Below are 19184 nucleotides of genomic sequence, written 5' to 3' on the forward strand. Positions count from 1 at the left end.
AGATCTTGAAGAGCACCGTCGAGCAGCTCAGCCCGACGCGAGTGAAGATCAATGTCGAGGTGCCGTTCGACGAGCTCAAGCCGAACTTCGACGCCGCGTACCGCAAGATCGCGCAGCAGGTGCGCATCCCCGGTTTCCGGCCCGGCAAGGCACCCGCTCGCGTCCTGGAAAGCAGGATCGGCCGCGCGCCGGTGCTCGACGAGGTCGTGAACGAGGTGATTCCGGCCAAGTACGTCGAGGCGGTCCGCGTCGGCGAGGTCCGCACGCTGGGTCAGCCCGAGTTCGAGGTGACCAAGCTCGAGGACCGCGAGGTGCTCGAGTTCAGCGCCGAGGTCGACGTCCGGCCGGAGATCGAGCTGCCCGCGCTGGACGGCCTCGAGATCAGCGTCGACGACGTCGAGACCACCGACGAGGAGGTCGCCGAGCAGCTCGACGAGCTGCGCGCCCGCTTCGGCACCCTGACCGGGGTCGAGCGGCCCGCGGAGAACGGCGACTTCGTGTCGGTCGACCTCTCCGCCACGGTCGGCGGCGAGGTGGTCGAGGAGGCCTCGACCACCGGCCTGTCCTACGAGATCGGCTCCGGCCAGCTCGTGGACGGCATCGACGACGCGATCATCGGCGCGAACGCAGGCGAGACGAAGACCTTCACCACGAAGCTGGTGGCGGGCGAGCACGCCGGGCAGGACGCCGACGTCACGGTCACCGTGCAGTCGGTCAAACAGCGCGAGCTGCCCGAGCCCGACGACGAGTTCGCCCAGCTGGCCAGCGAGTTCGACACCATCGACGAGCTGCGCGGCGACCTGCGCGAACGGCTCGGCCGGGTGAAGAAGATGCAGCAGGGCGTGCAGGCCCGCGACAAGGTGCTGGACATCCTGCTGGAGCGCACCGAGGTGCCGATCCCGGAGAAGGTGCTCGAGGCCGAGGTCGAGAACCGCAAGCACGACGCGGTGCACCCGTTCGACCACGACGAGGCGAAGTTCGCCGAGGCGCTCGAGGCCGAGGGCCGCACGCTGGACGAGTTCACCACCGAGGTCCAGGAGGAGTCGGAGAAGGCCGTCCGCACGCAGCTGCTGCTGGACACCATCGCCGACAAGGAGCAGACCACCGTCGACGACGGCGAGCTCACCGAGCGGATCATCTACCAGGCCCAGCGCTTCGGCGTCAGCCCGGACGAGTACGTGCAGCGGGCCCAGCAGTCCGGCCAGCTCACCGCGATCTACGCCGACGTGCGCCGCGGCAAGGCGCTCGCGTCGGTGGTGCGCGGCATCACGGTGAAGGACGGCTCGGGCACCGAGGTCGACCTTTCGGAGCTGTTCGGCACCGACGAGGACGCGCAGGCCGAGACCGAGGAGAGCCAGGCCACCGAGGAAGCCGCGACGACCCCTGCGGAGTAACGCTGTAAGCGAACTTGGGCGGTGTCAGGCATTCTGCGCCGCCCGACTTCGTTAGGGTCGGAGACAAGATTCCAGCACGGACGAACGACAGCGGCGGCCGGGACGCAGCAGGGCCGCCGCGGGCGAAAAGGCAGGCAGACGTGAAGCAGCACATGCCCGAGGGGCGGACCGGCACCGCGGGGCTCACCCTCACCGACTCGGTGTTCGAGCGGTTGCTCCAGGAGCGCATCGTCGTGCTCGGCTCCGAGGTCAACGACGAGGTCGCCAACCGGATCACCGCGCAGCTGTTGCTGCTCGATGCGGACGACTCCGAGTCCGACATCCGGTTCTACATCAACTCGCCGGGAGGCTCGGTCACCGCCGGGTTCGCCATCTACGACACCATGCAGCTCATCCGGCCGGACGTGGCCACCTACGCGATGGGCATGGCCGCCTCGATGGGGCAGTTCCTGCTCTCGTCGGGCACGCCCGGCAAGCGCTACGCGCTTCCGCATGCGCGCATCCTGATGCACCAGCCGTCCGCGGGGGTGGGTGGCACCGCGTCCGACATCGCGATCCAGGCCGACCTGTTCAACAAGTGGAAGCAGGAGCTGGCCAAGATCACCGCCGAGCAGACCGGCCAGACCACCGAGCAGATCATCAAGGACGGCGACCGCGACCGCTGGTTCACCGCGCAGGAAGCGCAGGACTACGGCTTCGTCGACCACGTGCTGTCCGCAGGCATCACCTCGAACAACTGAGCGCGAAGGCACACAGGAGACCTCTCATGAGCAACTTCCGGCTCCCGGGTGACTTCCGGGCTCCGCAGACCCCGCAGTCGCGGTACATCCTGCCCTCTTACGTCGAGCGCACCAGCTACGGCGTGAAGGAGTCCAACCCGTACAACAAGCTGTACGAGGAGCGGACGATCTTCCTCGGCGTGCAGGTGGACGACGCGTCGGCCAACGACGTGATGGCCCAGCTGCTGCACCTCGAGCACGAGGACCCGGACCGCGACATCAGCATCTACATCAACTCGCCGGGTGGATCGTTCACCTCGCTGATGGCGATCTACGACACCATGCAGTACATCCGGCCGGACATCTCCACGGTGTGCCTCGGCCAGGCCGCCTCGGCCGCCGCGGTGCTGCTGGGGGCGGGCACGCCGGGCAAGCGCATGGCGCTGCCCAACGCACGCGTGCTGATCCACCAGCCGGCCACCGAGGGCAGCTACGGCCAGGTGTCCGACCTGGAGATCCAGGCCAACGAGATCCAGCGGGTGCGCCGCCAGATGGAGGTCATCCTGGCCAAGCACACGAACAAGGAACCGGACGAGATCAAGGCCGACATCGAGCGGGACAAGATCCTCACCGCCGAGGAGGCCAAGGCCTACGGCCTGATCGACGAGGTGCTTCCGTACCGGAAGGCCTCGGCCAACTGATCCGACGGGCCGGTGCGCGCCGAATCCACGGCAGGCACCGGCCCGCTGGTCTAAGGTCGGGCGTCGGCGTGCCCGGAACGGGGCTGGGGTGTTCCCGCCCAGGGCTCCGGACGGGTACCGTCGGTGGCAATGTGTGTGAACCCGGGAAATATCGGCGGAACCGGGTTCGCCGGAGAGTGCAGGTGCGCACCCCCGCGCACCGGAGGGGACGAGGTCAACGGCCATGGCACGGATCGGTGACGGCGGCGACCTGCTGAAGTGTTCTTTCTGCGGGAAGAGCCAGAAACAGGTGAAGAAGCTCATTGCCGGCCCGGGGGTGTACATCTGCGACGAGTGCATCGACCTCTGCAACGAGATCATCGAAGAGGAACTGGCCGAGGCCGGCGACGTCAAGCTCGACGAGCTGCCCAAGCCCGCGGACATCCACGAGTTCCTCGAGCAGTACATCATCGGGCAGGGCGAGGCGAAGAAGTCCCTTGCCGTCGCGGTGTACAACCACTACAAGCGGATCCAGGCCGACGACAAGACCGGGCCGAAGGACTCCAAGGACGAGCCGGTCGAGCTGGCCAAGTCCAACATCCTGATGCTCGGCCCCACCGGCTGCGGCAAGACCTACCTCGCGCAGACGCTGGCCAAGCTGCTCAACGTCCCCTTCGCGATCGCCGACGCCACCGCGCTGACCGAGGCCGGTTACGTGGGTGAGGACGTCGAGAACATCCTGCTGAAGCTGATCCAGGCGGCCGACTACGACGTCAAGCGCGCCGAGACCGGCATCATCTACATCGACGAGGTCGACAAGATCGCCCGCAAGTCGGAGAACCCGTCGATCACCCGCGATGTGTCCGGTGAGGGTGTGCAGCAGGCGCTGCTGAAGATCCTCGAGGGCACCACCGCCTCGGTACCGCCGCAGGGCGGGCGCAAGCACCCGCACCAGGAGTTCATCCAGATCGACACGACGAACGTGCTGTTCATCGTGGCCGGTGCGTTCGCCGGGCTGGAAAAGATCATCAACGAGCGGGTCGGCAAGCGCGGCCTCGGCTTCGGCGCGGAGATCCGCACGAAGGCCGAGATCGAGGGCAGCGACGTGTTCTCCGAGACGATGCCGGAGGACCTGATCAAGTTCGGCCTGATCCCGGAGTTCATCGGCCGCCTCCCGGTGGTCGCCACGGTGAACCACCTGGACAAGGAGTCGCTGGTCTCCATCCTCACCCAGCCGCGCAACGCGCTGGTGAAGCAGTACAAGAAGCTCTTCGAGCTGGACAACGTCGAGCTGGAGTTCACCAAGACGGCGCTGGAGGCGATCGCCGACCAGGCGGTGCTGCGCGGCACCGGCGCCCGCGGCCTGCGCGCGATCATGGAGGAAGTCCTCCAGCCGGTGATGTACGACATCCCGAGCCGCGACGACGTGGCCAAGGTCGTGATCACCGAGCAGACCGTGCGCGAGAACGTGAACCCGACGATCGTGGCCCGGCAGCCCTCGCGGCGGGCCAGGAGCGAACGCGGCGAGAAGTCGGCCTGATCCGCCGCCGTCCCGCGACCGGGGGAGCTTAGAAGGAGTCGGCTGCCAGGGTGTTCGCGGCAGGCGCGATAATGGACAGGATGACAACCGTGCCGCTGACCGCGCCCCCGGGGGACGACACCGCCGACCCGGCCGAAGCGGTTTCCACTGAACGTGCCGGCGAGCCGGCCGGAACCCCGGTCGGCATCGTCGAGCTGAGCGAACGGGTCGTCGCGTCGGTCCTGGCGCGGTGCCCGTGGCTGATCCGTGCCTCGGCGATCCTGCTGGCCGTGCTGACCCTGGTCTGCCTGGTCGCGATCGGCACCCGGCTGTCCCCGCTGCCGGTGATCCCGATCCCGCTCTTCGCCGCCGGGTTCTACTTCCTGCGCCGCCTGCGCGCCGCGGAAATCCGCACCCACCGCCTCCGCTGGGCGCTGCTCACCGCGGTCGCCACGATGGTCGGCTTCTGGCTGATCGCAGTGGTCGCCCGCTGGGTTTCCTGAACCGGCCTGCGTCCCCGCTCGGCGACGGCCGGCGCAACGACGGCGGGAACCGAACACCGCAGCACGACCGGCAGTATCCCCGCCCGCGATACTGCTCGGCCGCGTCCTAGGCGCCGCGGGGCAGGTGCTTGCCGACGAACTGCACCACGCTCGGCACCGTCGTGCGGAAGAACTTGTCGCTGTGCTTCCCCTTCGCCGTGTAGGCCACGGCCGGATGAGCGGTGGAGATGTACTCGCGGACTCCGGTGATGAACGCATCCTCCGTGCCGCAGTAGACGGCCGTCGGGATGCCGTTCAGCGCATCCAGGTGGCGCAGCGGATCGAGTGCCGTCCAGTCGTTGATCCCGGTGAAGATGTGCCGTTTCGCCATGGTCTGCCAGGACGTGAGGAGCGCGGGCGAGATGGCCGCGATCGCGGCAGGCGGCTGGTGACGTTCGGCGCGGAGGCGGCCGTAGAGCAGGGCGCCGAACCCGCCCATCGAAACGCCGGTGCAGGCGAACGGCTGACCGTCCTTGCCGCCGAAACCGCGTTCCCGCAGCCACTGCGGGACCTCGTCCATCAGCATCGCCATCGGGTCGTCGCCAGGGTGGACCCGGTGCCAGTAGTTGTCCCCGCCGTCAACGGCGACGTAGCCGTACGCGGGCACCGCCTTGCGCGCCACGTCGCTGCCGAGCTGCTTGAGCAATCCGGTCGGCGCGGCGCTGCGCGCGCTGCCGTGCAGGCCGTGCAGCAGCAGCGACATCGGCAGCCCGCGCGGCGGCTTCTTGCTCGGCAGCAGGAACACCAGGTTCACCTCACGCCCGCGCGCGACCGAGTACACCCGCTCCACCCGCATGCTGCCCAGCTGCGTGACCGGAGTGGACGAGGCGACGCCCAGCGCGCGCTGCAACGCCTGGTTGAACGGCACGACGCCGGTCGCCGTGCCCGCGGCGAGGCCGGCCACACCGAGCCCCGACGCGCCCGCGATGAGCAGCGAGCGGCGGCTGACCCGTCGCCCGTCACCGGTTGGTTCTTCCACCTGTCCCTCCATCCCCCGTACAGACTAGGACGTCGCAAGGGGGCCAGGAGTTGCGTTAGACGAATTTCACGCGGTCGTTGCTTTCCGCACTGCCCTGATACCGGACATTGTGGTCACTTCGGGTGGCGGCGGCCACTGTGGACGCGCCCGGCCGTCCGAAGTGGACGCAGCAGGCACGGCTAGCCGAGCACGCGCTGGTCTCCGGTGTAGAGGTTCATGCTGTCGCCGCGCAGAAAGCCGATCAACGTCATCCCGTTCTCCTCCGCCAGCTCCGCGGCCAGCGAGGACGGCGCGGACACCGCGGCGAGCAGCCCGATCCCGGCCATCGCGGCCTTCTGCACCAGTTCGAACGAAACCCGTCCGGACACCAGCAGGCCGAGTCCGGACGCCGGGATCCGGTTCGCCTGCAGTGCCCAGCCGAGGACTTTGTCCACCGCGTTGTGCCGTCCGATGTCCTCGCGCACCACGGCCAGTTCGCCTTCGGCGGTGAACAACGCGGCGGCGTGCAGCCCGCCGGTGGCGGAGAAGACTTTCTGCTGAGCCCGCAAGGCATCCGGGAGCGTCGCGAGTACCTCGGTCCGCACCGAGAACGACGCCGACGCCGGGGAGAACCGGCTGCGCAGCTTCACCGCGTCCAGCGCGGCCTTGCCGCAGACCCCGCACGAGGAGGTGGTGTAGAAGTTCCGCTCCACACCGGCGTCCGGCGGTGACACGCCTTCCGCGAGCGTCACATCGAGCACGTTGTAGGTGTTGCGCCCCCGGTCGTCGACGCCGGCGCAGTAGCGGGCGGTCAGCACGTCCTCGCGGGAACCCAGCACCCCTTCGGACAGCAGGAAACCGTGTACGAGTTCCACATCGTGGCCGGGTGTGCGCATTGTCACCGTCAGTGCCCGACCGCCCACGCGCAGCTCCAGCGGTTCCTCGGCGGCCAGCGAATCCGGCCGTCGTCGCTGGCCCGCCGCGGAGATCCGCCGCACCGGCCGCCGCACGGTGACTCTGCCCATCGCCCGTCCCTCTTCTCGGCGCCGGATTTCGTACCCGACTAACCAGACATACGACATATGGCCGGTGCACCGTGCAGCGTTTGGTAATACATTCCCTGCGTACCCCCACAGTTCGGAGGAGTCTGACGATGGCCGTCCCCGGCTTCCTCGCCCGCTCTCGTATCGTCGCATCACCCGGATGGACCCGCTGGCTGGTCCCGCCCGCCGCACTCTCCATCCACCTGTCGATCGGTCAAGCGTACGCGTGGAGCGTGTTCAAAACCCCGCTGGAGAAAACCCTCCACCTCTCCGGCACCGAATCCGGCCTGCCGTTCCAGCTCGGCATCGTGATGCTCGGCCTGTCCGCGGCCTTCGGCGGAACGCTCGTGGAGCGCAACGGCCCGCGCTGGGCGATGTTCGTGGCCACCCTGTGCTTCTCCGCCGGATTCCTGATTTCCGCGCTCGGCGTCGCCACCGGCCAGTTCTGGCTCGTGGTGCTCGGCTACGGCGGGATCGGCGGGATCGGGCTGGGCATCGGTTACATCTCACCGGTGTCGACGTTGATCAAGTGGTTCCCCGACCGGCCGGGCATGGCGACCGGGATCGCGATCATGGGCTTCGGCGGCGGTGCGCTGATCGCCTCGCCGTGGTCGTCGGCGATGCTCGGCAGCAGCCCCGGCACCGGCGACATCGCGGTGGCGTTCCTCATCCACGGTCTGGTCTACGCGGTGTTCATGGCGCTGGGGGTGCTGATCGTGCGCGTGCCCGCGGACGGCTGGCGCCCGCCGGGCCGGACGCGGGAGCCGGCCGCGGCCAGGCCGATGATCTCGGCCGCGAACGTCTCGGCGGCCAATGCGCTCAAGACGCCGCAGTTCTGGTGCCTGTGGATTGTGTTGTGCCTCAACGTGACCGCAGGCATCGGCATCCTGGAGAAGGCCGCGCCGATGATCACGGACTTCTTCAAGGGCACCTCGGCGCCGGTCGGCACGGCCGCCGCGGCCGGGTTCGTCGCGCTGCTGTCGCTGACCAACATGCTCGGCCGGTTCGTCTGGTCGTCCATTTCGGACGCGGTGGGGCGCAAGAACATCTACCGGTTCTACCTCGGTGTCGGCACGCTGCTGTACCTGGTGATCGCGCTGACCACGAACGGCTCGAAGCTGGTGTTCGTGCTGTGCGCAATGCTGATCCTGTCCTTCTACGGCGGCGGGTTCGCCACGCTCCCGGCCTACCTCAAGGACCTGTTCGGCACCTACCAGGTCGGCGCGATCCACGGCAGGCTGCTCACCGCGTGGTCGGTCGCGGGCGTGCTCGGCCCGCTGATCGTGGACGGCATCGCGGACAGCGAGAAGTCGGCGGGCAAGACCGGTCCCGACCTCTATTCGACGTCCTTCTACATCATGATCGGCCTGCTCGTGGTCGGCTTCGTGGCCAACGAATGCGTGCGCCCGGTCAAGGAGAAGTACCACGAGCCGGTGGACCACAACCAGGTGGGGAGTGAGGCCTGATGAGCACAGCGACCGAAACCGGTGCCCGCTCCGGCGGCCGCACGGCACTGCTCGTGATCGCCTGGGTGTGGGTGCTCGCACCGTTCGTCTACGGCGTGATCGAGCTGATCACCAAGGTCGTCGACCTGTTCGGCGGCTGACCCGGCCCGCGCAGGAGAAAGCCCCCGGACGGATCCGTCCGGGGGCTTTCTCCTGCGGGCATCCGGTGGCCGAGCGTGCGCGGGCCGGTCACCACGGGCATCGGATCGCGCTGCCCGGTGTCCTTTGTGGCCGGTGCCGGGGACGAGCGCCGGGTGGAGGGATCGTCCACCCGCGGTCGGTCGCCGACGATTCGTGCCGGTCTGCGCACTAGCGTCCGCCGGGACGGGCATCCCGGCCCGTGCGGACGTCCGGCGGACTTCGATGACCGATGCTCTGGTGATGGGCGGGATCCTGCTCGCCCTGATGCGGCTGACCCAGGTGGGCCGGCACCGGCACACGCTCTTCCTGGGGATCATGCCGTTCGTCTCGTGCGCCACGATCGGCCTGCGGTACTTCGTCGGCGGGATCGCGGTGACCGGGCACAACCTGGTGCCCGGGGTGGCCGGGATGGTCCTCGGCGCGGCGGCATGCGGGTCGAGCGGGCTTCCGCGAAGGGACGCCGACGATGAGGCTGCCGAGGCGCCTCCCGCCGATGGTGCTGTACCGGGTGCTGGCTCCGGTCGGGTTCGCGGCCGTCCTGGCCACTGCGCAGGCCCGGCGTGGCGGTGGCGCCGGATCAGGACGTCACCGCGCCGACGCTGATGTGCTGGACCTTGTTCGTGCTGTCTTCGCTGGGCCGGGGAGATCGTTGCCGCGGACCTGGCCCCGGAGACGACCCTGACGCTGTACCGCGCGGTGCAGCAGGGCCCGCCCAACGCCCGCAAGTACGCGCCGGGGGCGAACGCCGCCGTCGCACTGTCCTATCAGGACACCTAGGTCACGGTCACCAATGGGCCCGGTACCACCGGCCCGGCGATGCCGGCGGGTGCCGGGTACGGGCTGATCGGCCTGCGGGAACGGGCGGCGCTCGACGACGTTGCGGCCGCAGTAGCCCACCGACGAGGTTCGATACGCCCGCGCGATCGTGGAATCCGCGCCGGCCACTCCGCCAGCCCGGCGAGGTTGCCGTGGTGACTGTCTACTTCGGACTCCGGGGGAGGTCGTCTTCTTCGCTGACCGCCCGCAGGAAGTTCGCGGCGAAGAACTCGTAGGCCACGTCCGGGTCGGGGAGACCGAGCACGGAAAGTGCTTCGTCGACGGGGCGGCTGAGCGCGTGCAGCAGGATCGGCCCGACGAGCTGCTGCAGCAGCAGTGGACGGGGGAGGTCGCGGATCCGGCCGCGGCGGATCTCCTCGCCGAGCCAGGTCCCGACGCCCTCGAGCAACCGGGGCAGGTACTCGCCCAGCAGGGCCTGGATGGCCGGATCGTGCGGCCGGGCGAGGATTTCCGCGAGGACGGCGGGCAGAACCCGTGGTTGCTGCCGGAAACTCTCGCCGATGAGCCGGTAGATGGTGCGCACGGTCGCCTGGAGGTCATCGCCCGCCGAACTGATGCGGTCCTCGACATCGGGAATCGGGCTGTAGCGGTCGTAGACCGCCCGCAGCAGGCCGTCGCGACCGGAGAATGCGGCGTAGAGGCTCGGAACCGAGCACTGGGCGTCGGCCGCGACGGCTTCGACGGTCAGTGCGGCAAGACCGTGCTCGCCGATGAGCCGTGCCCCCGCTTCCACGGCGCGTTCGCGGACCGGACGCTGGCCGCCGGGATCGATCCCGGCGGCCCGGACCGCTTCGTCGAGAGCATGCCGGGTGCCGCCGAGCCTGCGGAGCAAGGTGCTGCGGGAAATCCCGGCGTCCTCGGCGATGGCCTGCACGGACAGGTCGGCGATGTCCTTGCCGAGCCGGCGGGAAGCGCGCATCGCGGCGTCCACGAGGTCTTCGGGCACCTCGGCCCGGCGCCTTGGCGCACTGGCGTCGGTGGTCATCGGTTCGTCCCCTCCGGACGGGGTGGGCGCGGTGCCGGCGATTCTACCGGCGGTCCGCGCTCAGCCCGGCCGCCCGCAGCGCCGGGGCGACCTCGGTGCCGATCAGCTCGTGGGAACGCACCAGATCGGAGTGGCCGAACAGGGCGAAGTCGGTGAAAGCCACCAGCGCGCCGTAGCCACCGGCACGACACTGCTCGACGAGCCGTTCGGTGACCGTCTTCGGGGAGCCGACGGCGAAGTCGTCGGGTTCGTGGAGCATCCGGGCGATCTTGCTGTCCGCGGCCTCCAGTTCCTCGGCGGCGGGGAAGATGCTGCCCGCGGCTTCGCACTTCTCCTGCGCCTCGGCGTCGGAGTCCGCGACGAAAACCCGCCGGCGGAGGCCGAGCATGCGCGGATCCACCGCGCGCCCGGCCTCCCCCGCCGCGTCGCGGTAGTGCCGGGCCAGTGTGTTCGCGGCAGGGGTGGCCAGCCAGCCGGTGCAGATCTTGTGCCCCCGCCGGGCGCTCCACGCGGCCGATTCAGGGGATGTCACGGTCACCCAGATCTGGTCGCCGGTGCCGGGACCGATGCGCGGCGAGAGGGTGACCCGGTCGAGGTCGTAGAACCGGTCCTGGTGGGTGACGGTGGGGTTTTCCGCGGCCTTGCGCAGCAGATCGGCCCCGCTGTAGTAGCGCGGGCGAATGTCCTCGGCGGACAGTCCGGCCTTGCCTGCCTCCGCATCGCCGGCGCCGGGGGCGATCCCGGGCTCGTAGCGGCCCTGGGTGAGGTATCCGAGCATGCCCACTTCTTCGGCGAACCGACGGGCGTCGTGCAGCGGCAGGACGCTGCCGAGCGTGGTGAAGCGCAGGGTGGAGGTCCGTGCGGCCACCGCCGCCACGAGCAGATGGGTCGAGGGGCCGGGGGCGGCCGGGTTGAAGTGGTGCTCGGCGAAGGCCACGCCGTCGAATCCGAAACGCTCGCAATCGACCCACAGCTGCTGGTAGCGCGTGAAGGCGGTCTGCAGCTGTTCCGGCGTCGGCGCTTCCCCGCCAGGGGTCGTACCGGAGTTGAAGAAGGAAAAAACCCACGTCTCGATCATCGTCTGCTCCTCGACCAGGTCTGGTACTTAGCGAGAGTAAACCTCTAGTTCAGTACCAGCAAGGAGCGGCCATCACCTCCTCGTCCGGACGATCGGCTCGGGCCGGCGATCACCTCGACCCGTCGCCGAGTTCGGTGAGCAGGCTCCGCCGCGCGGTGTGCACGTGCTCCTCCGCGATCCGGGCGAGCCGGTCCGGGTCACCGGCGCGGATCAGCGTGGCCAGCTCCCGGTGCTCTGCCACCACTCGCCCGCGGTAATGCCGATGCGCTGAGGAAATCCGCTGGAGCTGGAACAGGAACACCTGTGAGCGCACCGAGTGCCACGCGTCGAGGAGGCGGCCGTTGCCCGCCGCCGCGTACACCCGGTCGTGGAAGGCGATGTCCAGCGCCAGCAGGCGCGGCCCGTCGGCCTGCTCCCGGACGGCGGTGGCCAGTTCGGTCACCAGGGCGTCCAACCCGTCCAGTTCGTCCGCCGTGGCGTGGCTGCGGGCGGTCACCGCGGCCAGGCGGTCGAGCGCCGCACGGACGGAGTAGACCTCCGCCACGTCCGCTGCCGTCACGTCGACCACGGTGGTCGGCCGATGCCAGCCACCCCGGATCAGGCCTTCCTTGGCGAGCAGGGCGAGTCCTTCCCGGACCGAGCCCCGGCTGATCTCCAGCGACGCGGCCAGTTCGACCTCGCGCAACGGCGCGCCGGGACGGAAGTGGCCGGCGAAGATGGCCTCGCGGACCCGGTCGGCGGCTTCCTCGGCGAGCCCGCGGCGTGCCGCCTTCCTCAGCGGGGTGACTTCCACCGACTAATGTTGACATTTGGACATCGGCGAGTCAACGTGAGGTTTCCGGCCCCGCACCCCGAGGAGCAGCGATGTCCGTCCGTCCCGCGTTCCACCTGGCCATTCCGGTCGACGACCTGGGGCGCGCCCGCGAGTTCTACGGGGGCGTACTGGGTCTGGCGGAGGGCCGTTCGGCGCAGGCGTGGGTCGATTGGGACTTCCGCGGGCACCAGGTGGTGACCCACGTCGTCGCCGGCGCGCGGGCGGAGGCGGGCCGCAATCCGGTCGACGGGCACGACGTGCCGGTGCCGCACTTCGGCCTGGTGCTCGATGTCGACGGGTTCCACGAGCTGGCCGCCCGGCTGCGCGGTGCGGGCACCGAGTTCGTGATCGAGCCGTACCAGCGCTTCGCGGGGGAGCCGGGGGAGCAGTGGACGATGTTCCTGCACGACCCGGCAGGCAACGCCTTGGAGTTCAAGGCGTTCCGCGACGAGACGCAGTTGTTCGCGAAATGAACGTACTGGTCACGGGCGCCTCCCGTGGGATCGGCCGCGCCATCGCCGTCGCCTTCGCCACCAGGGGCGACCGGATAGCCGTCCACTGTGGATCCAACCGGGCGGCCGCACGGGAGACGCTGGACGCGCTGCCGGGATCGGGGCACGTGCTGGTGTCCGGCGACCTCGGCAACCCGGAAGCCGCGCAGTGGATCGCCGACGTTGCGGAGAAGCAGCTCGGCGGGGTGGACGTGCTGGTCAACAACGCGGCGATCGGTACGTCGCCGGAGACCGCCACCCCGATCGCGGAGACCTCCTACGAGCAGTGGCAGGAAGTCTGGCGGCGCACGGTGGAGGTGAACCTGCTCGGCGCGGCCAACGTTTCGTTCCACGTCGCCCGGCACCTCATTGCCAGGGGTGTGCCGGGCCGGATCGTGAACGTCGGTTCGCGTGGGGCATTTCGCGGTGAGCCCGGCTACCCGGCGTACGGCGCGAGCAAGGCTGCACTGCACTCGCTCGGCCAGTCCCTCGCCGTCGCGCTGGCCCCGCACGGGATTTCGGTCACCTCGGTGGCGCCGGGATTCACCGCCACCGAACGCAAGGTGGCGCAGCTGACCGACGAAATGCGCCGGGAAAGCCCGTTCGGCCGGGTCGCCGAGCCGGAGGAGATCGCCGACGCGGTGGTGTTCCTCGCCTCGGCGGAGGCGATCTGGGCCTCCGGCGCGATCCTCGACCTGAACGGCGCCTCCCACCTGCGCTGAGCTGTGAGCTGAGTCACCCGTGCAGCAGACGCGGGTCCGGCCGCGTCGAGGGAGTGTGCGGATCGCCGGGAAAGTCATCGTGTCCGGGCTCGCGCTGGTGGTCTTCGCCGGCACGGCCTACGGGTACGCCACGCTCAGCTCGCTCGAGGACGTCACGCGCAGCAACGTGATCGACTCCGCGGGCGGAACCAGTGCCGAAGAGCGGCCCGCGGACGGGGCGGTCGACATCCTGCTCGCGGGCCGGGACTCGCGGACCGACAAATATGGCAACCCGCTTCCCCCGGAGATGCTGCGGGAACTGCGTGCGGGCCCGAGCGGGGACGACCTCACCGACACCCTGATCGTGCTGCGCATCCCGAACGGCCAGCAGACCGTGCGCGCATTCTCCATCCCGCGCGATTCCTACGTCTCACTGCCGGGCGGGAAGGGCAAGATCAACGCCGCGTTCGGCCGGGCCAAGGCCGCCGAGGCGGCGAAGCTGCGCAGCGGCGGGGAAACCGATGCCGGCCGGATCTACGAGGACTCGCTGACCGCCGGGCGCCGCGCGGCCCGGCAGGCGGTGGAGGACCTGACCGGCGTCACGATCGATCACTACGCCGAGGTCAACCTGCTCAGCTTCGCCGAGATCAGCAAGGCGGTCGGCGGCGTCGAGGTGTGCCTCAACCAGGCCACCAGCGATCCGGATTCCGGTGCGCGCTTCAGCAAGGGCCCGCAGAAGATTTCCGGTGCCGACGCGCTCGCCTTCGTCCGGCAGCGCAAGAACCTGCCACGCAGCGACCTCGACCGGGTGCGCCGCCAGCAGGTGTTCCTCGCCTCGCTCGCGCGCGAGGTGCTCTCCGCGGGCACACTGGTCGATCCGGGCAAACTGGACGGTCTGATCGACGCGGTGAAGAACTCGGTGGTCCTGGACCAATCGTGGGATCTGCTCGACTTCGTCGGCCGGATGCGCGGGCTGTCCGGCGGGGGCATCCGGTTCGCCACGGTCCCGGTGGTCGACCCGGACTACCGCTACGACCCTGCCGACCGGCGCAAGACCGCGGTGCAGGTCGATCCCGCGCAGGTCAAGGCGTTCGCGGCCGGACTGGCCGGGGTCGGCGCACCGGCACGGGCCACGGTGGACGTGTCCAACGCCGGTGATGTCACCGGCCTCGCGGCACGGGTGGCGGATGTGTTGAAGGGCAAGGGATTCGTTCCGGGCGCAACGGGTAACGCGCCGGCAAGCCGGACCTCGCTGGTGCGCTACCCGGCCGCGCTCGCCACCGAGGCGGCCTCCGTCGCGAAGGAACTGGGCGGGCTCACCACCGCGGAGTCCCCCGACGTGCCGGCCGGGCACCTCCAGGTGGTGCTCGGCTCGGTCTACTCCGGACCGGGCGCGTCCGGTGGTGGCACGCCGGGTGGTGGCACAGCGGGTGGTGGCACGTCGGGTGGTGGCGCAGCGGCGGGCGCGGTCCTGGCCGACCAGCCGATCACGTCGGCAGGCGAGAACTGCGTGGACTGACTCGTCAGCAGTGGTGGTGTGCTTCGAGCCGGACCACGATCGCCTTCGATACCGGGGTGTTCGACTTCTCCGCCACCGAATCCAGTGGTACCAAGGCGTTCGCCTCGGGGAAGTAGGCGGCCGCGCAGCCGCGGGCGGTCGGGTAGCACACCGCGCGGAACGCCGGCGCCCGGCGCTCGCCGTCGAGCCATTCCGAAACCAGGTCCACGATTTCGCCGTCCGCGATGCCCAGCCCGGCCAGGTCGTCCGGATGCACGAACACCACGCGGCGGCCGTCCTCGATGCCGCGATAGCGGTCGGACAGACCGTAGATGGTGGTGTTGTACTGGTCGTGGCTGCGCAGCGTCTGCAGCAGCAGCCTGCCCTCGGGCACCTCGGGGTACTCCAGGCCGGACACGGTGAACATGCCCTTGCCGGTGGACGTTCCGGTGAACTGACGGGAATCGCGCGGCGGATGCGGCAGCACGAAACCGTCCGGCTCGCGCACCCGCCGGTTGTAGTCCCGGCAGCCCGGGACCACGGCCGCGATGCGGTCGCGGATCAGGTCGTAGTCCCGTTCGAACGACCGCCACGGCACCGCGTGGTCCGGCCCGAGCAGCCGTTCGGCGAGCCGGCACACGATCGCCACCTCGGACAGCAGGTGCCCGCTCGCGGGCGCCAGCCTGCCGCGGGACGCATGCACCTGCGACATCGAATCCTCGACGGTCACGAACTGCCGCCCGGACTCCTGCTCGTCCCGTTCGGTGCGGCCGAGTGTGGGCAGGATCAGCGCGGTCCGACCGGGCACCACGTGCGAACGGTTGAGCTTGGTCGACACGTGCACGGTCAGTGAACAGGACCGCAGTGCTTGCGCGGTACGCTCGGAATCGGGGGTGGCGGAGGCGAAGTTGCCGCCCATCGCGAAGAACACCTTGCCGATGCCGTCCCGCATGGCACGGATCGAGTCCACGGTGTCCCAGCCGTGCCTGCGCGGCACGGTGATGCCGAACTCGCGGTCGAGGGAGTCCATGAACCGCTCCGGCATCTTCTCCCATACGCCCATGGTCCGGTCGCCTTGCACGTTGGAGTGGCCGCGCACCGGGCACAGGCCGGCGCCCGGCCTGCCGATCATGCCGCGCGCCAGCGCCAGGTTCACGATCTCGGAAATCGTGGGCACCGCGTGCTTGTGCTGGGTCAGGCCCATCGCCCAGCAGTAGATGGTGCGCTCGGAGTTCGCGATCATCCGCGCGATGCGCTCGATCTGCTCGCGCGCCAGACCGGTCGCGCGTTCGGTCTCCGGCCAGTCGGTCTCGCGCAGGTGCTTGGCCCAGTCCTCGAAGCCCTGCGTCTGCGCCGCCACGAACTCGTGGTCGACGATCGAGCCGGGCGCGGATTCCTCCCACTGCAGCAGCAGATGCCCGATTGCCTGGAAGAGCGCCAGGTCGCCGCCGACGCGGATCTGCGCGAACTCGTCGGCCAGTGGCGAGCCCTTGCCGACCACCCCGCGCACGTTCTGCGGATTCTTGAACCGCATCAGCCCGGCCTCCGGCAGCGGGTTCACCGCGACCACCTTGGCGCCGCCTGCCTTCGCCTCTTCCAGCGCGGAGAGCATCCGCGGGTGGTTGGTGCCCGGGTTCTGCCCGACCACCACGATCAGATCGGCGTGGTGCAGATCGGCCAGCGTCACCGAGCCCTTGCCGATCCCGGTGGCCGCGGACAGCGCCGCGCCGGAGGACTCGTGGCACATGTTGGAGCAGTCCGGCAGGTTGTTGGTGCCGAAGGAACGCACGAGCAGCTGGTAGGCGAACGCGGCCTCGTTGCTGGTGCGGCCGGAGGTGTAGAAGATCGCCTCGTCCGGGCTCGCCAGTCCGCGCAGCTCGCCCGCCACCAGCTCGAACGCCTCGTCCCAGGAAATCGGCTCGTAGTGCGTGCCGCCCGCGCACAGCACGAACGGCTCGGTCAGCCTGCCCTGCTGGCCGAGCCAGTAGTCCGTCCGCTCGGCCAGCTCGGACACCGGATGCGCGGCGAAGAACTCCCGTCCGGCCCGGCGCTTCGTGGCCTCCTCGGCGACCGCCTTTGCGCCGTTCTCGCAGAACTCCGCGAGCTTGCGCTTCTCGCCGTCGGCTTGCCGCGGTTCGGGCCAGGCACAGCCGGGACAGTCGAAACCGGAGCGCTGGTTCAGCAGCCGCAGGGTGCGCGCGGTCCGCCCGACGCCCATCTGCTCGACGCCTCGTGCCAGCGAAACCGCCACCCCGGGGATGCCTGCGGCCCAGGTCTTCGGCTTGCCCACCTCGAGGTCGGCCTCGTCCACGTCGTTCGCCGGAGCTTCACGGGTCATCTGTTCATCGTGCGCCACCGGGAGCGTTCAGCCAACCACGGACCTCGATTCGGCCCGCCGCAGTCCGCGGTCGGCGACGGTCACCACCAGCAGCAGTCCGCTGATCACCAAGAGCACGACGGCGAGCCGGTGCAACCCGGCGGAGTCCGCGTGCCCGCCGTAGCACTGGGCGATCACCGTGGAGGCGACGATCGCACCCAGGTACTGCGCGGTCCGGAAGAGCCCGCTCGCGGTGCCGATCGTCGCGGCCGGTGCCTCGCGGTAGAGCGTGGTCTGGTTGGCGACGCTGGTCAGCCCCTGCGCGAGGCCGAACACCGCGACCACGCCGAGCAGCCCGGCCAGCCAGGTGGAGCCGTCCACGAACAGCATCGCCACCGACCCCGCCACGAGCGCGATCGCCACCACGAGCAGCCGGGCACGCACGCCGGTCGGCCGGCCGGACAGCGCGGCCGCGACCACCGCCACCGCGGACATCGGCAGGAGCAGCATCCCGGCGACCGATTCGGAGAAGCCGCGGCCCTCTTCGAGCCACTGGACGTAGCCGAACATGATCGCGTAGATCGCCATGAAGCTCAGCGACTGGCGCAGGTAGGTGCGCAGGATCGCCCGGTTGGCCGCGAGCATCCGCAGGTCGATGAACGGATTCCGGACGTGCAGCTCGACCCGGCAGAACACCGCGCCGAGCACCAGCGCCGCGGCGAGCAGCCACAGATCGCCGGTGCCGGGCGCCATCAGGTAGCACAGCAGCACCAGCAGGGCCGCGGAGAACAACGCGATGCCGATCAGGTCGAGCCGCTCCGGCCGCGGCTGCCCCGGTGCCCGCACCGGAGCGTCCTTCGGCACCCAGAACAGCGCAAGCAGCAAGGAAATCGCCGCCAGCGGCAGGTTCACCGCGAAGATCGCCGGCCAGCCGAACGCACCGATCAGCACCCCGCCCAGCGTCGGGCCGAGCACCATGATCGTCTGCGACGACAACGAAAGCACCGAAAGCACCCGTGCCGGCACACCCTGGCCGAGCGCGTCCGCGCGGGTGCGCAAAACCGCCATCGCGGCGGGGAACCCCGCGCAGGTCCCGATGCCGAGCACCGCGCGGACACCGGTCAGCCATTCCACCGAGATCGGGATCATGCCGCCGATCCCGGCGAGGATCACCACGACCGCGCCGCTGAGCAGCACGCGCCGCGCGCCGTAACGGTCCACCAGCAGCCCGACCACCGGCTGCCCGATCGCGGTGGCCAGGTACAGCGCGGAGATCAGCCAGGCGGTGCGGCCCGGTCCTGCGCCGAACGCCTGCCCGATCGGCACCAGCGCGACCGCGATCAGGGTGGAGTTGATCGGGTTCAGCACCGCGCTGGCGACCAGCGGCGTCACCAGCTTGACGCCGAAGCGGGCGGGGGCTTTCGCGGTGGTCCGGGTGGTCGGCACAGCTCCTCGGATCGATCTCAGCGCTGGGCGACGCGCTGCAGCAGCGGCAGCGCGCGACGGACGGTTTCGAGCTCCTCGGCGGTCAGCTCCGCCACCAGCGCGCCGGTGAGCCATTCCTCCCGGTGCTGGCTGATCCCGGCAACGGTCTTGGCGCCGAGGTCGGACAGCGCGAGCACGGTGCGCCTGCCGTCCGCCGGATCCCGGGTGCGGTTGAGGTAGCCGAGTGAATCGAGCACCGCGAGCGTGGCGGCCATCGACTGCTGGCGCACGTGTTCGGCGGCGGCCAGCTCACCCTGGGTGGCCGGGCCCTCCCGCTGCAGCCGGTTCAGCACGGCGCTCTGCGACGGCGTGAGGATCCCGGCGTTGTCGACCTGGCGCAGCCTGCGGTGCAGCTGGCCGACCACGCCACGGAGCCAGCCCGCGGACTCGGCGACGTGCGGGGGAACGGAGCTCATAACCACAGTCTAAACTGTGCAGCTCGTCCTGTGTATCCACCCGGTGCGTGATCCGGCCCTC

The 19184-nt window shown here is 69.9% G+C and carries 19 protein-coding genes; 11 read left to right on the plus strand and 8 right to left on the minus strand.

From position 1 onward, the window contains the following. The first annotated feature begins 5 nt into the window (after positions 1-5). The 5 genes from tig (at position 6) to ABD793_RS24215 (ending at position 4815) form a co-directional block, all read left to right on the plus strand. Positions 6-1394, plus strand: a complete 1389-nt coding sequence (tig, locus tag ABD793_RS24195; protein ID WP_344863784.1) for a trigger factor — start codon at positions 6-8, stop codon at positions 1392-1394. 140 nt (positions 1395-1534) lie between these two features. Further along, positions 1535-2134, plus strand: a complete 600-nt coding sequence (locus ABD793_RS24200; protein WP_344863786.1) for a ClpP family protease — start codon at positions 1535-1537, stop codon at positions 2132-2134. A 26-nt stretch (positions 2135-2160) separates the two neighbouring features. Beyond that, entirely contained in the window at positions 2161-2814 is a 654-nt protein-coding gene (locus ABD793_RS24205) for an ATP-dependent Clp protease proteolytic subunit (RefSeq protein WP_344863788.1), read from the plus strand. A 223-nt stretch (positions 2815-3037) separates the two neighbouring features. Then, positions 3038-4333 (plus strand): ATP-dependent Clp protease ATP-binding subunit ClpX, encoded by a 1296-nt coding sequence (gene clpX / locus ABD793_RS24210; RefSeq protein WP_344863790.1) that lies wholly within the window; start codon positions 3038-3040, stop codon positions 4331-4333. 80 nt (positions 4334-4413) lie between these two features. Continuing rightward, the gene (locus ABD793_RS24215) at positions 4414-4815 is read left to right on the plus strand and encodes a hypothetical protein (protein ID WP_344863792.1); all 402 of its coding nucleotides are present in this window, start codon (positions 4414-4416) and stop codon (positions 4813-4815) included. 106 nt (positions 4816-4921) lie between these two features. On the opposite strand, the gene ABD793_RS24220 is transcribed toward ABD793_RS24215, so the two are convergent. Both ABD793_RS24220 and fdhD read right to left on the minus strand, forming a co-directional pair. Next, complete coding sequence (locus ABD793_RS24220) at positions 4922-5845, minus strand: alpha/beta hydrolase (RefSeq protein ID WP_344863793.1); 924 nt, start codon at positions 5843-5845, stop codon at positions 4922-4924. 167 nt (positions 5846-6012) lie between these two features. Further along, positions 6013-6837, minus strand: a complete 825-nt coding sequence (gene fdhD, locus ABD793_RS24225; RefSeq protein WP_344863795.1) for a formate dehydrogenase accessory sulfurtransferase FdhD — start codon at positions 6835-6837, stop codon at positions 6013-6015. Between the two features lie 128 nt (positions 6838-6965). Between fdhD and ABD793_RS24230 the strand changes: the two genes are divergently transcribed. The 3 genes from ABD793_RS24230 (at position 6966) to ABD793_RS24240 (ending at position 9104) form a co-directional block, all read left to right on the plus strand. Further along, a complete protein-coding gene (locus tag ABD793_RS24230) occupies positions 6966-8321 on the plus strand; it encodes an L-lactate MFS transporter (RefSeq protein WP_344863797.1) in 1356 nt (451 codons plus the stop codon). Beyond that, entirely contained in the window at positions 8321-8461 is a 141-nt protein-coding gene (locus tag ABD793_RS24235; RefSeq protein WP_344863799.1) for an MFS transporter small subunit, read from the plus strand. Before ABD793_RS24230 ends, ABD793_RS24235 begins: the two co-directional genes overlap by 1 nt. 262 nt (positions 8462-8723) lie before the next feature. After that, entirely contained in the window at positions 8724-9104 is a 381-nt protein-coding gene (locus tag ABD793_RS24240; RefSeq protein ID WP_344863801.1) for a hypothetical protein, read from the plus strand. Positions 9105-9480: 376 nt separating this feature from the next. On the opposite strand, the gene ABD793_RS24245 is transcribed toward ABD793_RS24240, so the two are convergent. The 3 genes from ABD793_RS24245 to ABD793_RS24255 form a co-directional block, all read right to left on the minus strand. Continuing rightward, a complete protein-coding gene (locus tag ABD793_RS24245; protein WP_344863803.1) occupies positions 9481-10323 on the minus strand; it encodes a TetR/AcrR family transcriptional regulator in 843 nt (280 codons plus the stop codon). 43 nt (positions 10324-10366) lie between these two features. After that, positions 10367-11401 (minus strand): LLM class flavin-dependent oxidoreductase, encoded by a 1035-nt coding sequence (locus ABD793_RS24250; RefSeq protein WP_344863805.1) that lies wholly within the window; start codon positions 11399-11401, stop codon positions 10367-10369. Positions 11402-11510: 109 nt separating this feature from the next. Beyond that, complete coding sequence (locus ABD793_RS24255; protein ID WP_344863807.1) at positions 11511-12194, minus strand: GntR family transcriptional regulator; 684 nt, start codon at positions 12192-12194, stop codon at positions 11511-11513. Positions 12195-12265: 71 nt separating this feature from the next. On the opposite strand from ABD793_RS24255, the gene ABD793_RS24260 reads away from it, so the two are divergent. Genes ABD793_RS24260 through ABD793_RS24270 form a run of 3 tightly spaced genes read left to right on the plus strand, consistent with a single transcriptional unit; the run spans position 12266 to position 14926 of the window. Further along, complete coding sequence (locus ABD793_RS24260) at positions 12266-12688, plus strand: VOC family protein (protein WP_344863809.1); 423 nt, start codon at positions 12266-12268, stop codon at positions 12686-12688. Then, positions 12685-13428 (plus strand): SDR family NAD(P)-dependent oxidoreductase, encoded by a 744-nt coding sequence (locus tag ABD793_RS24265; protein ID WP_344863811.1) that lies wholly within the window; start codon positions 12685-12687, stop codon positions 13426-13428. The genes ABD793_RS24260 and ABD793_RS24265 overlap by 4 nt, the downstream gene beginning before the upstream one ends. A gap of 19 nt (positions 13429-13447) precedes the next feature. After that, on the plus strand, positions 13448-14926 hold the full coding sequence (locus tag ABD793_RS24270; RefSeq protein ID WP_425548750.1) for an LCP family protein: 1479 nt from the start codon (positions 13448-13450) through the stop codon (positions 14924-14926). A gap of 4 nt (positions 14927-14930) precedes the next feature. Here ABD793_RS24270 and ABD793_RS24275 read toward each other — a convergent pair whose 3' ends face one another. From ABD793_RS24275 to ABD793_RS24285, 3 genes are all read right to left on the minus strand, one after another. Continuing rightward, entirely contained in the window at positions 14931-17243 is a 2313-nt protein-coding gene (locus ABD793_RS24275) for an FdhF/YdeP family oxidoreductase (protein WP_344863813.1), read from the minus strand. Between the two features lie 27 nt (positions 17244-17270). Further along, positions 17271-18614: an MFS transporter gene (locus ABD793_RS24280; RefSeq protein ID WP_344864241.1), complete on the minus strand. Its 1344-nt coding sequence runs from the start codon at positions 18612-18614 to the stop codon at positions 17271-17273. Between the two features lie 71 nt (positions 18615-18685). Next, positions 18686-19123: a MarR family winged helix-turn-helix transcriptional regulator gene (locus ABD793_RS24285; RefSeq protein WP_344863815.1), complete on the minus strand. Its 438-nt coding sequence runs from the start codon at positions 19121-19123 to the stop codon at positions 18686-18688. Positions 19124-19184 lie beyond the last annotated feature (61 nt).

The organism is Amycolatopsis ultiminotia (genome assembly GCF_039536925.1).
In the GTDB taxonomy this organism is placed as follows: domain Bacteria; phylum Actinomycetota; class Actinomycetes; order Mycobacteriales; family Pseudonocardiaceae; genus Amycolatopsis; species Amycolatopsis ultiminotia.

Coding starts and splice junctions, on each gene's coding strand:
- ABD793_RS24205 (WP_344863788.1), top strand. CDS start 2,161: ATGAGCAACTTCCGGCTCCCGGGTGACTTCCGGGCTCCGCAGACCCCG.
- clpX (WP_344863790.1), top strand. CDS start 3,038: ATGGCACGGATCGGTGACGGCGGCGACCTGCTGAAGTGTTCTTTCTGC.
- ABD793_RS24215 (WP_344863792.1), top strand. CDS start 4,414: ATGACAACCGTGCCGCTGACCGCGCCCCCGGGGGACGACACCGCCGAC.
- ABD793_RS24220 (WP_344863793.1), bottom strand. CDS start 5,845: ATGGAGGGACAGGTGGAAGAACCAACCGGTGACGGGCGACGGGTCAGC.
- fdhD (WP_344863795.1), bottom strand. CDS start 6,837: ATGGGCAGAGTCACCGTGCGGCGGCCGGTGCGGCGGATCTCCGCGGCG.
- ABD793_RS24230 (WP_344863797.1), top strand. CDS start 6,966: ATGGCCGTCCCCGGCTTCCTCGCCCGCTCTCGTATCGTCGCATCACCC.
- ABD793_RS24235 (WP_344863799.1), top strand. CDS start 8,321: ATGAGCACAGCGACCGAAACCGGTGCCCGCTCCGGCGGCCGCACGGCA.
- ABD793_RS24240 (WP_344863801.1), top strand. CDS start 8,724: ATGACCGATGCTCTGGTGATGGGCGGGATCCTGCTCGCCCTGATGCGG.
- ABD793_RS24245 (WP_344863803.1), bottom strand. CDS start 10,323: ATGACCACCGACGCCAGTGCGCCAAGGCGCCGGGCCGAGGTGCCCGAA.
- ABD793_RS24250 (WP_344863805.1), bottom strand. CDS start 11,401: ATGATCGAGACGTGGGTTTTTTCCTTCTTCAACTCCGGTACGACCCCT.
- ABD793_RS24260 (WP_344863809.1), top strand. CDS start 12,266: ATGTCCGTCCGTCCCGCGTTCCACCTGGCCATTCCGGTCGACGACCTG.
- ABD793_RS24265 (WP_344863811.1), top strand. CDS start 12,685: ATGAACGTACTGGTCACGGGCGCCTCCCGTGGGATCGGCCGCGCCATC.
- ABD793_RS24275 (WP_344863813.1), bottom strand. CDS start 17,243: ATGACCCGTGAAGCTCCGGCGAACGACGTGGACGAGGCCGACCTCGAG.
- ABD793_RS24285 (WP_344863815.1), bottom strand. CDS start 19,123: ATGAGCTCCGTTCCCCCGCACGTCGCCGAGTCCGCGGGCTGGCTCCGT.